The sequence below is a fragment of the Streptomyces candidus genome, from assembly GCF_014207445.1.
Lineage (GTDB): Bacteria > Actinomycetota > Actinomycetes > Streptomycetales > Streptomycetaceae > Streptomyces > Streptomyces candidus.
Genome location: NZ_JACHEM010000005.1, coordinates 251877 through 263392 on the forward strand (window position 1 = coordinate 251877; position 11516 = coordinate 263392).

Consider the following 11516-nt stretch of genomic DNA (forward strand, 5'->3'; position numbering starts at 1 on the left):
TGGCAAAAGGGGCGTCGAGAAACTAGACCTTGCCGACATGAGCGCAGAAAATGTCCACTTACGCCCGGTTCTGTGCTTTGGGTGACATGAAGAACCCACCCGGCGCACTACCAGGTGCCGACGGACGTTCCACCGGGTACGTGCGTCCTCCGTACATCAAAGCCCCTACTCGTGCACGCACCTGATGCCATGCCAGGCCGTCGCGTCCCCCGGATCACCGGAAGCACGGCGAAGCCGAGACTTTACGGCCACACCACCTCGTCGTCTCGCACCCCCAAGGGTTCGTACTCGCGTGACTCGTGGAACCTGGTCCAGCCCAGGCGGGCCTCACCTGAGGAGGAACGGTGCGGGTCGTCGGCCGTGCGCCGTGACGGGCAGAGCTCGATCGGCTGCGCATCACCGCTCACGAAACCGGCATCTCGGCGGTGGCGGCGTCGAGCGCCCCGGCCAGTTCGAGGGTCACGAGCCCGTGCAGAGTCGCCCGGAGCGACTTCTCCTTCAGCCCCGCCGCCAGCCTCCGCATCCAGCAGACGGTCAAGGACTCACCCTCCGTCGCCCCACAGCTGAGGCGCTCCCGGACCCCCGCGATGCTGATGATCGCCGAGTGCTCGTCCCAGGTCCGTCAATGGGCGGCCGCCGTCCTCGCCCAAGCCCCTGCCGTCCGGCGCACGCAGTACATGCCCGGAGTCGGACACCACATGTGGAACGGCCTCCGCGACAACAACGACCGAGCCGCCGCCACCATCACCGCGTTCCTTCAGGACAAGTCGGCACCCCTGCCGAACTATCCGGCTCGCGACGAGATTTCCACTTTCCTGCGCGACCGCGGATGACGACATGGGAACCGACTGTCGGCCAGTCAGGTCATATTTGATGGTTCATCAGCGCTTCGGCGCTTCTTCGGAGCCGAGATGTGAGATCTCCTTAAATGTCCGGTATGACAATCATCCTGGCTCGAAGGAGTTCCACCCACATGACTGTCTCAGCATCTCTTCGCTCCCGCGCTGCCCGTACGGGCCCGGCATCCCTCACCGCGCTGGTCCTCGCAGGCATGGCCTTGTGGGGGGCACCGGCGGCCCAGGCCGCGCCCGGAGACTCCGGAGACATCAAGATCCACAAGGCGGGCACCAGTTTCAACGACAGCAGGGACGAGACCAAGGTCTGCAGGTTCAACCTCGCCGCGTCCAATTTCGAGACGGTCCCCTTGGTCAACTGGACGGTCACCGCGCAGCCGAAGACGCCCAGCATGCCGACTCTGACCGGGGGCATCACGATGGTCGGCGGCCGGGGCCACACGTCCGACTACTCGCTCCCCAAGGGCCTGTATCAACTGACCTGGACGTTCCCCGGCGGCGTTCCCAAGCAGAAGGTCTTCCGAGTCGACTGCGCCATCAGCGACGACAAGGACAGCACGCCGCGCGGCGCGGTCGGGGCGGGCGGCGGTGGCATGCCCGGGGCCGAGAACGGCGACTCGTCGGACATGATGGCCCCCGTACTCGTCCTGGGTGCCGCGGGAGCGGCGGGCCTGATCCTCGTCCGACGGGCACGTCACCGCACCCATGGCGCCGCGTAACGCCCGTCGCCCCCGCCGCCGACGAGGCCCGACACGGGCCTGCCGCCTTGCGATCACGATCAGCGTGACGGTTTCGATGGTGACCGGCATCGTCCGGGCATGCAGTGACACGCCCACGGACATGCCGGTCACCACCGCTCACGGGGCGGACGCCGGTACCCCCGCGGTGCCCAAACCGGTCCGGGCCTCACACCCGCCCTTGCCGCGTTCCTCCGCGATGAAGCTGTCGGTGCCTGCCATGACCATCGAGGCACCGATCACCGGCCTCGGGCTCGACCGGGCCGGACGCCTGGCCACCCCGCCGGTGGACAATCCCCGCCTGGCCGGGTGGTACCGGGACGGCCCGAGCCCCGGTGAGGCAGGCACCGCTCTCATCGTCGGCCACCGCGATACGCGGACCGGTCCCGCGATCTTCCTCAACCTCAACGCGCTCGACCCCGGCGACACCGTCAACGTCGTGCGTGCGGACCGCAGGACGGCCGTCTTCACCGTCGACGCCGTACGGACCTACAAGAAGGAAGCCTTCCCCGACGCCGAGGTCTACGGCAAAACCCGCCGCCCGGAGCTTCGACTCCTCACGTGCGGCGGGAAATTCGATCGCAAGACCGGCTACACCGCCAACGTGGTCGTGTTCGCTCATCTCACGGACGTGAAGGAGGCCTGACCCCTCGGTGCGACCCCATCGGCTCCGGCCGACACCTGTAGATCGGCCGGTGCGGTGTGCACGCGGTGCCCTTGCGCCGGTCGGACCTCGTCCTGTCGCCGGCCACGATCTGCCTGCGTCGGCCGTCTCCCGGGGACCTCGGTGAGGGTTCGCCCGCCGGAAGACGGTGGGGACCTGGGCCCGTCCAGTTTGCGCCGGCCCAGGTCCGGGGCGATTCCGGTGGAACACGAGCGCCCTCACGCGGCGTCGGCACCCGTGAGGGGTGGAGGCGCAGGGGCGACGGAGAGTGGCAGGGACACCGGCCCGTCTGCCGTGTGCCGACCGCGGATGGGACCCGCGCGATCGAGTAACCCTACCGTCCCGGGAGAAAACGGGCGGATCATGATCCGAGTGACCGGGCGCCCCCGGGTCACCCGGCAGCGCAGGTGCGGGTGACGCGCCGCGCGCCCGAAGGGTTGACCGCGTAGTCGCGGTCGGTAGTACTACGGAGTAGCGCTGTTCGTGCAAGCCCCAGGTCCGGGCGTGCATTCGACGGCTGTCCGACCGAGCGGGTGGTTCCTGCGGTGGTCACCATGGCATGAAGGCATGCACGGTCTTTCCCGCGCCCTCCGGCACGGTGATGGTCTGCTCGGTGACAGCGTTGATCAGGTGCCACCCGATGCCGCCGCGTCCGGACAGATCGGCCGGACGGGGCTTCGGTGCGGTGGGGTTGGTGTCGGTCACTGCGATCTGTACGGTGTCGGCCACTGCCCGCAGCCGGAGAACGAAGGGGCCGGGTGCGTACGCGAAGGCGTTGGAGGCCAGCTCGGTGACGACCAGCAGTACGTCGTCGTGCGCATCGGGCGAGCACGGGGGCTGCATGCGCCCCAGGCCGCCGAGAAAGACGGCCGCGCTCTCACGCGCCTCGGTCACATTGCTCAGTTCACCCGCGAAATGCCAGGTCTGTTCCACGGCCAAGGTATTCAGGTCGGATTCGCTCGGCAGGGGTTTGCGTTCGACGCCCATGGCACTCTCCCTTTCGCTCTTCCGGAACCGGAGGGTCGCCAGTTCAGCTTCCCGATCCCTGCGCGGGTATGTCCGTCTTCCGGCTTTTGCGTGCACAGGTGGCAAGCTTTCGCGTGCGCAGGTGCCAATACGGGTCCAGTTCAGGGTCTGAGCCGGGTGAGGGTGTGCTCGCCGCCTGCCAGGGCAACAGCACCACCGCCCGCAACGCGCTCACGCTCGCGGTCGGGGCACCAGCGGGCTCTCCTGGCGCAGCACACCCCCTCGGCCAAGGCCCGCGGGCGCGTGGACATGCGCGCGTCGCGACGCAAGGGTCGTGACGCGCGCTCATCCGCTCCGCCATGTCGCCGCGCATCAGCGCGGCGTGCAGCGCACCGACACCGTCCTCGTGAGGACCGGATCTCCGGTTGCGGACCGTGCGGGGTTCGCTGCGTGGCCGGCTTTCGTTCAGTGTTCGCGTGCGCCGGTCAGGGGGTGCCCGGCCGGACGGTCGTGCGCGGGCTCGCCGGGTGCCGGAGCCGGTCGCGCGTCGTACGCCGTGGGCACCGGGGCCGGTTCGGTGAAGTAGTCGGGGTCCCTGGGGCGGGCTCGGGTCAGTCGCAGGGGGCGGGGTGCCGGTTCGAGGTGGGGGATGTGCTTGGAGCAGTGGACGTAGGCCTCGTGGAGGGTGATGTACGTCCACAGCACGGGCTGTCGTCCCGGAGCGGGGTCGGCGGGTATCCAGGGGTGGGCGGCGCGTATCTCCTCCTCTCCGAGGAGCCGGGCGGAGCCGTTGACGTGCAGCCCGATGTGGTCGCGGGTGAAGTCCATGAAGAGCAGGCCGATGTGCGGGTTCTCGGTGATGTTCCCGGCGCTGGCCATGACGCCGTTGCCGCGGTACTCGGGGTAGGCCAGGGTGTGCTCGTCCAGGACGGTGACAAAGCCCGGAGGGCCGGCGCGGAAGGTGGCGTCGCAGTGGCCGCGGGCGTCGGCGGTCGAGAGGAAGACCATGGACTGCCGGCCGATGAAGTCACGCATGGGCGGGGTGAGGTGGGGGTGGACCTGACGGTCGTAGAAGGCGTCGGCGCGCTCGCTGGTGCCCAGGTGGGCCTGCAGCAGGCGCTCTCCCTGCGAGGGGGTGGCGTCGGGGTGGGTCACAGCTGGTCGATCTCCTGAGCGGGTCGGGGCGGGGTGAGGGGAGCGGTGAGGACGGGGGTGTCGAGCGGGTCGTGGTGAATGCGGGCCTCGGGTGTGCCCTGGCGCAGCAGGACCTGCACGGCCGCGGTGACCATGCCGGGAGGGCCGCACAGGAAGGCCTCGTGCTGGTTCCACGGCCCGAACTCGCGCAGGACCTGCGGGAGCGTGCCCTGCTGCCCGGGGATGTCCTCGTGGGAGACGGCCGCGCGGACCGACAGCCAGTGGTGGCGCTGGGCCAGGCGCAGCATGTCGTGGAGGCCGTACAGCTCACGGGCCGTCCGCGCTCCTACGAACAGGTCGGCGTACCGCCGCATGCCGGAGGCGGCGGCTTCTTCGAGCAGGGCGCGCACCGGTGCGAGGCCGGTGCCGCCGGCGACCAGCAGCAGGTCGCGGTCGCCCGCAGCGGCGAGCGTCATGTCCCCCTGCGGCGGCCCCAGCCGTACCCGGTGCCCCGGGGCGGCGCGGTGGACCAGCGCGTGGCTGACCTGCCCCCGGTGGACGGCGCGGACGTGGAAGGTGAGCGAGTGGTCCGCGCGAGGCGCGTGAGCGGGCGAGTAGTGCCGCCACGTGCGGGGGTACCAGGGGGTCTCCATGCTCACGTACTGCCCGGCGACGTAGGGGTAGGGCAGGTCGGGCCGTACGGTGATCTCGGCGATGCCGTCGCCGCGGTGCTCGTGGCGGACGATCTGCGCCTCCCAGGTGGCCGGGCGCAGGCGGGTGTCGTCGGCGGCGGCCGCGGTCATCACCTGGGCGGCGACGGTGTAGGCGTGCGTCCAGGCGGCGGCGACCTCGGCGTTCCACGCGGTACCCGCGTAGCGGGCCAGGGAGGCCAGCAGGCATTCGCCGACCGCCGGATAGTGCGCCTCCAGTGCACCGAACTTGCGGTGGTCCTGCCCCAGCCGGGAGCAGAACCGGACGAGGTTGTCGACGTCGTCGACGAGATCGATGATGCGCAGCAGCCCACGCAGCAGGCGGTCGCGCTGGACGTCCATGTTGTCCGGGAAGAGCGCGCGCACTCCGGGATAACGGGCGAAGAGGACGGTGTAGAAGTAGACGGTCATTTCCGGAGCCTGTGGTGCGACCACCGCCAGGCTCGTGCGGATGAGCGAGATCTCCCGGTCCGTGAGCGGCGCGGACGTCACGTCCATCTCCCCGTCAGTACGGGGCGGCGGCGCACCCTCGCCGGGTGAGCGGGAACGGCGTGGGGGGAGCCGGGTGCCGCGGGCGACGTGGGGGTCACCGGGCTGGGCAGTTGTGCTGACAAGAGAACGTTCGCAATCCTAGGAGGAAATCCCATTCCGTTCGAGGCGGCGAGCCTCGAATGTTTGAACAGTGGACGAGCCATTGTGCATGGTGCGCGGCTGAACCGGACCCCTACCCCGGAAACCGATGCGAACTCGGTGATCTCGGCGCCGACCACGGGTTTGACCCCTGGCCGGCCTTCGGGGCGGCAGCGGGCGCGGCAGCGATGTCCGTGGTCCGCCGCCCGTGGATACAGCACCCAACCGCGGCAGTTCGGCAGCCCGTCGGCAAGTTCCGCTTATGGGGGGTGCGTTGCGTACCTTCCCTGGACGGTTCGCACACCCCGGCACCCCCGTCGGCTGGGCCGGGGTGCCAGGTGCCGACCGCGACCGAACCCTTCGGTTCGTCACCGTCGGCTGCACCACGGACAGCGTCGGCGGGACCGTCGGCCGGATCCGCGCACCCCCGCGATCACCAACAGTGCACGCCCGCCGCCCCGGTGGAGCGGCCGGCCGTCGTTTCCCGCTCTGCGGTGCGCCGGCCCCCTCCGAACGGCGGGGGCATGGTACTCCGCGGCCCGGCGACCGCAGGAACCTCCCTGCGGAAGCACGGCACTTGAGCGGATGCTTGTATGTAGCAATGATCATTGACATTCAGCACACCTACGAGCAGCGGACGTACCTGGACCACGTCCTGGAGCACTGGCACGAGGACGAGGACGCGGAGGTACTCGTCCAGGGCACCCAGCGGCTGACCGGAGGAGAGGCCCGTCGGCGGTTGTTCCGGCTGGGGCACGCGCTGCGCAGGCAGGGGCTCGCGCCGGGCGACGGGGTGGGGCTCTTCCTGGCCAACCGGGTGGACTCCGTCCTGGTACAGCTCGCCGTCCACCTCATCGGCTGCCGCGTGGTGTTCCTGCCGCCCGAGCCCGGCCCCGGGGAACTCGCCGCGCTGGTCGAACAGTCCGGGGCGCGCGTGGTGGTCACCGACCCACTCTTCGCGCAGCGGGCCGCCGCAGCGGCCGGTCGCAGCGTTCACGCGCCCGTACTGCTCGGCCTCGGGCCCTGCGAGGAGCAGTGCGCGGACCTGCTGGCACTGGAGGCCGAGTGTCCCGCGGTGCGCCCCGAGCACGTGCCCGCACCGGGAACGGACGAGGCCGTTACCGTCCTCTACACCGGCGGCACCCTGGGCCGCCCCAAACTCGCCGCGCACAGCCACCGCCTCTACGACGCGCTGGTGGACCTGACGAAGGGCGACTCCGAGGACTCCGGCCCGACAGCCTTCCTGGCCGCGCCTCCGGCCTCACTCCCCGATGCCGACACGGACGCGGTCCTGGACCCGACCACGGACCCGGTCCGGCACCGGGTGCTCGCCGCCACGCTCCTCACCCACGGAAGCGGGCATCTCACCGCGATTCAGGCGCTGGTGACGGGGTCCGTCCTCGTGGTGCTGCCCGAGTTCGACGCCGGGGCCGCGCTGAAGGTGCTGCGCGAGGAGCGGATCACCGCGGTCATGTTCGTCCCGCCGATGCTGTACGCGCTCCTGGACCACCCGCGGTGCGAGCCGGGAGCCCTCCCCGCGCTGCGGCGCGTCGTCGTCGGGGGTGCGGCCACCTCGCCCACCCGGCTCCAGCAGGGCGTCGACGTCCTCGGCCCCGTGCTCAGCCAGGGCTACGGACAGTCGGAGGCACTGGGCATCACCGCGTTCGGCGCGGAGGACCTCTCCTCGGAGGGAGCCCGGCGACCCGAACTCTGGCGCAGCTGCGGCCGGGCGATATCGGACACCGAGATCGAGATCCGTGCCGAGGGCAGCGCGACATCCCTGCCCGTCGGGCGGATCGGCGAGGTCTGCGTACGGGGCAGGACGGTGATGCTCGGCTACTACGAGGATCCGGAGCGCACCGCCGAGGCGCTGCACGACGGCTGGCTGCGCACCGGGGACATGGGCTACCTCGACGCCGAGGGATACCTCTACCTCGTCGACCGGGCCAAGGACATCATCGTCACCGGCAGCACCAGCGACAACGTCTACTCCCGCGTGCTGGAGGACTTCCTGCTCACGATGCCGGGTGTGCGCGACGCGGCGGCAGTGGGCGTACCCGACGAGGAGTACGGGGAGGCGGTCCAGGTCTTCCTTGCCACGGCGGAGGGTGCCGACGTCGACCCGGAGGCGGTCGGGGCCGCGGTGAGCGCCGAGCTGGGGGAGCTGTACGCTCCGCGCAGGACGGTCCTGCTGGACCGCCTGCCGACGACCAACGTCGGCAAGGTGGACAAGAAGGCGCTGCGTGCCGCGTGGACCCACAAGGTGTCCCCGGACATGCCGTAGTGCGGCGCGGACCCGGGCCCGGGAGTCGCCCCGGCTTCTCCGGGCCCGGGGACCGCCGCGGTCGGCTGCCGGCGGACGGCCCCGCAGCCGTTCGTGCCCACCTTCTGGTTGCATGAACAACCCCATTGCCCCAGCCAGGAGTTGAGCTGTGCGCACAGGCGTCCCTCTCGCCCATCACCGGCCGGGCAGGCTGCTCAGGGCGGGCCGGGCGTTGGTCCTGAACGCCTCGGACACCCCCGAGGCGCGGGAGCGGGCGGATGCCCGTTGCGCAGGGCGGAGCCGATTCTGCCCGAGCAGCAGTCCCTGGTGCCCGCATCCCCCCGGCGCGGTCCGTTGTCCCGGGGGCCGGCCCCCGTCCTCGAATGTCCGTCAACGCGGATCAATCCAGTTCGGGAACTCGGTCCCTTGGGTCCCTCGCGTCCCTCGGCCATCGGTGCGGGGACGTGCCGGGGGGACAGTGCGTTGCGGGGCCCGGCCAGCCGGAGGGTGGGGGCGGCGTCCCGCTCGTTCCGCGGCCAGACACGTACCTGGCGGGCTTCCCAGCGGCCGGAGCCGAGTTCAAGGGTGAACGACACCTCGACCTTCAGGCGGAGTGGAGAAGCGTCTCGGCCCGGACGGGGTCCGCGAAGGGCAGTCCGCGCGCGTGTCGTTCCAGCTCGTCGAGGGCGGTGTGGGTCATCCGGCCCAGTTCGTTGCCGAGGGATCCGGCCATGTGCGGGGTGAGGAGCACGTTCGGCAGGTCGTACAGGGGGGAGCTGCCGGGCAGCACCTCGGGGTCGGTCACGTCCAGCACGGCGTGCAGCCGCCCCGACACCAGTTCCGCCGTGAGGGCCTCGGTGTCGATCAGACTGCCCCGCGCGGTGTTGACGACCGTGGCACCGTCCGGCAACAGCGCGAGCCGCCTGCGATCGAGGAGGTGGCGGGTGGCCGGGAGTTCCGGCGCGTGCAGGGTGATCACGTCGCAGGCCGCCGCGAGTTCGTCCAGCGGCACGGACCGCGCCCCCATCGCCTCGGCGTCCTCGGGCCGCACGTAGGGGTCGTACAGCAGGATGCGGAGGTCGTAGGGGCGCAGCAGCTCGATGACCCGCCGGCCGATCCGGGAGGCGCCCACGACGCCGACCGTGCGACGGTAGTTCCCGCGGTCGGCGACCAGGTCGAGGGGGTTGACCCGGTCCCGCGCCGCCCGGTACGCCAGGGCCGCACCCAGGACGCCCTTCCCCGCGAACAGGATCGCGGCGACGGTGTACTCGGCGACCGGCAGGGCGTTGGCGCGGGCCGCCGACGCCACCGTGATGCCGCGCTCCCAGCAGGCGTCGGTGACGTGGTGCTTCACCGAACCGGCGGCGTGCACCACGGTCCGCAGCCGGGGCATCAGCTCAAGGGCGGCCGACGTCAGGGGCGGACAGCCCCAGCCCGTGAGCAGGGCCTCGGCGCGGCCGAGTTCGGCCGCGTGGGCGGGGTCGTGGAAGTCCCGCACGACCCGCGCGGGGTCGGTGTCCGCGATCCGCGTCAGCCGGGCCAGGGACTCCTCGTCGAACAGTGCCTGCATGACCGGCGGGTCCATCGCGAGGACGGTGCGCGGGCGGCGGACGGGTGCGGGGGTGCTCATTTGACGGCTCCTGCGGTGAGGCCCGAGCGCCAGTAGCGCTGCAGGCAGACGAAGGCCAGAACCAGCGGCAGCACCGAGACGAGCGAGCCGGTGACGAGCAGGGCGTACTGCTCCGGGTACTGCGACAGGTTGGCGTTCCAGGTGAAAAGGCCCAGGCCGACCGGGTAGAGCTGGTGGTCGTTCAGCATCACGAGCGGCAGGAAGAAGTTGTTCCAGCTGCCGGTGAAGGAGAACAGGAAGACCGTCATGAAGGCGGGCCGCATCATCGGCAGCGCGATCGAGAAGAAGATCCGCAGTTCGCCCGCCCCGTCCATCCGGGCCGCCTCCAGGGTCTCGGCGGGCACGTATCCGTCGGAGAAGACGCGGGAGAGGTAGACGCCGAACGGGTTCGCCAGGGCGGGGATCAGGACGGCCCAGTAGGTGTCGATCAGGCCGGCCTTCGAGGCGAGCAGGTAGATCGGCAGCGAGATCACCGTGGAGGGCACCAGCAGCCCCAGCAGCACGAAGCCGTACAGCTTCTCCCGCCCCGCGAAGGCGTACTTGTCGAACGCGTACCCGGCGGCGAGGCACAGCAGGGTCGAGGCGGCCGAGCCGACGACGGAGTACAGGGCGCTGTTGGCGAGCCAGCGGCCGAAGACGCCGTCGTGGTAGGCGAACAGGTCCGCGAGGTTGGCGAAAAGGTTGAAGTCGCCCAGCAGGAATCCCGGCCGGCCGAAGAGGTCGCCGTTGTCCTTCGTCGCGGCGAGCAGCAGCCAGGTGACGGGCATGAGCATGTAGAACGACATCAGCAGGAGCACGCCGTTGACGGCCGTCCGTGAACCGAGGCCCGCCCTGGGGCGGCGCGCGCGGCGGGGGGACGGGGACGGCCCGGGACCGGTCCGCCGGGGCGGCGCCGTGGGAGGGGAGGAGGTGAGGGTGGGCATGCTCATGCTTCCTTCCACCGGTTGCCGAGCTTGGTGACGACGAAGGAGAGCACGACGCCGAGCAGCGCGAGCAGCAGGGACGCGGCGGCGGCGAGGCCGAAGTCGTGCTGGGAGAAGGCCGCCTGGTAGATGAACATCGTGGGCGACCAGTCGGCGGAGAGCCCCGCCGTGTGGGCGCGGAAGGTCTCGGGTTCGGTGAACAGCTGGATCGCCCCGATGGACGTGAAGAGCGTGGTCAGCACCACGGACGACCGGATCATCGGCAGCTTGACCGCCCAGGCGGTACGGAGGCCGCCGGCGCCGTCGACGGTCGCGGCCTCCAGGGTCTCGCGCGGGATCGCCTGGAGAGCGGCGTAGAAGATCACCATGTTGTAGCCGATCCACTGCCAGGCGGCGGCGTTGACCATGGAGAAGAGGATCGCGTCGGGTCCCAGGAAGTCCGCCTCGGCACCGAACAGGTTCAGCGCCTGGTGCACCGGGCTGAGACCGGGGGTGTACAGGAACACCCAGATGATCGCCGCGATCATGCCCGGCACGGCGTGCGGCAGGAAGGCGGCGAGCTGGAAGAAGCGCTTGGCGCGCGCCGCGGCCGAGTCGATGAGCAGGGCCAGGACGAGCGCCCCGCCGATCATCACCGGGATGTAGACCGCGCAGTACAGGGCGATGTGGAGGAAGCCCTCCTGGAAGGAGGGGTTCGTGGCGGCGCGGACGTAGTTGCCGAGCCCGCTGAACACCGTCTCGGTGCCGCCGAAGCCCAGCCCGGAGGACTGCTCGCGGAACAGGCTCAGATAGGCCGCGTACCCGATGGGTGCGACGAGGGTGACCAGGAACAGCAGCAGGAACGGGCCGATCAGCAGGGCTGCGGCGCCGCGCTGCCCGCGGCGGGCGGTCGCGCCCGCGGAGGTGGAGAGCCGTGAGGCCACCGGGGGGCTCCTTGGGGGAGAGGGGTGCACGGAGCGGGGCGGGGGCGTGGCCGCCGGGGGCGCGGCGTGGCGTGCGGGCCCC

General features: G+C 70.9%; 11 protein-coding genes. 4 read left to right on the top strand and 7 right to left on the bottom strand.

Going from position 1 to position 11516, the window contains the following annotated elements:
- Window positions 1-403 precede the first annotated feature (403 nt).
- The gene (locus HNQ79_RS33680) at window positions 404-538 is read right to left on the bottom strand and encodes a hypothetical protein (protein ID WP_260421597.1); all 135 of its coding nucleotides are present in this window, start codon (window positions 536-538) and stop codon (window positions 404-406) included.
- Window positions 539-587: 49 nt separating this feature from the next.
- On the opposite strand from HNQ79_RS33680, the gene HNQ79_RS12140 reads away from it, so the two are divergent.
- From HNQ79_RS12140 to HNQ79_RS12150, 3 genes are all read left to right on the top strand, one after another.
- Window positions 588-833, top strand: coding sequence for a hypothetical protein (locus HNQ79_RS12140; protein WP_229923396.1), 246 nt, complete (start codon window positions 588-590; stop codon window positions 831-833).
- A 140-nt stretch (window positions 834-973) separates the two neighbouring features.
- Window positions 974-1573 (top strand): hypothetical protein, encoded by a 600-nt coding sequence (locus HNQ79_RS12145; protein WP_185029890.1) that lies wholly within the window; start codon window positions 974-976, stop codon window positions 1571-1573.
- 64 nt (window positions 1574-1637) lie between these two features.
- On the top strand, window positions 1638-2237 hold the full coding sequence (locus HNQ79_RS12150; RefSeq protein ID WP_506005053.1) for a class F sortase: 600 nt from the start codon (window positions 1638-1640) through the stop codon (window positions 2235-2237).
- 567 nt (window positions 2238-2804) lie between these two features.
- On the opposite strand, the gene HNQ79_RS12155 is transcribed toward HNQ79_RS12150, so the two are convergent.
- The 3 genes from HNQ79_RS12155 to HNQ79_RS12165 all read right to left on the bottom strand — a co-directional run bounded on the left by HNQ79_RS12155 (window position 2805) and on the right by HNQ79_RS12165 (window position 5563).
- Window positions 2805-3242 (bottom strand): ATP-binding protein, encoded by a 438-nt coding sequence (locus HNQ79_RS12155; protein ID WP_185029894.1) that lies wholly within the window; start codon window positions 3240-3242, stop codon window positions 2805-2807.
- A 444-nt stretch (window positions 3243-3686) separates the two neighbouring features.
- Window positions 3687-4376 (bottom strand): pyridoxamine 5'-phosphate oxidase family protein, encoded by a 690-nt coding sequence (locus tag HNQ79_RS12160; protein WP_185029896.1) that lies wholly within the window; start codon window positions 4374-4376, stop codon window positions 3687-3689.
- The gene (locus tag HNQ79_RS12165) at window positions 4373-5563 is read right to left on the bottom strand and encodes a globin domain-containing protein (protein ID WP_221507629.1); all 1191 of its coding nucleotides are present in this window, start codon (window positions 5561-5563) and stop codon (window positions 4373-4375) included. The genes HNQ79_RS12160 and HNQ79_RS12165 overlap by 4 nt, the downstream gene beginning before the upstream one ends.
- Window positions 5564-6296: 733 nt before the next feature.
- Here HNQ79_RS12165 and HNQ79_RS12170 point away from each other — a divergent pair.
- A complete protein-coding gene (locus tag HNQ79_RS12170) occupies window positions 6297-7979 on the top strand; it encodes a class I adenylate-forming enzyme family protein (protein ID WP_185029898.1) in 1683 nt (560 codons plus the stop codon).
- Window positions 7980-8562: 583 nt separating this feature from the next.
- On the opposite strand, the gene HNQ79_RS12175 is transcribed toward HNQ79_RS12170, so the two are convergent.
- From HNQ79_RS12175 to HNQ79_RS12185, 3 genes are read right to left on the bottom strand one after another with little or no spacing between them, the layout of a single operon-like run.
- Window positions 8563-9588, bottom strand: a complete 1026-nt coding sequence (locus HNQ79_RS12175; RefSeq protein WP_185029900.1) for a hydroxyacid dehydrogenase — start codon at window positions 9586-9588, stop codon at window positions 8563-8565.
- On the bottom strand, window positions 9585-10517 hold the full coding sequence (locus HNQ79_RS12180; RefSeq protein WP_373312532.1) for a carbohydrate ABC transporter permease: 933 nt from the start codon (window positions 10515-10517) through the stop codon (window positions 9585-9587). Before HNQ79_RS12180 ends, HNQ79_RS12175 begins: the two co-directional genes overlap by 4 nt.
- Window positions 10514-11362, bottom strand: coding sequence for a carbohydrate ABC transporter permease (locus HNQ79_RS12185; RefSeq protein WP_185030321.1), 849 nt, complete (start codon window positions 11360-11362; stop codon window positions 10514-10516). The genes HNQ79_RS12180 and HNQ79_RS12185 overlap by 4 nt, the downstream gene beginning before the upstream one ends.
- Window positions 11363-11516 lie beyond the last annotated feature (154 nt).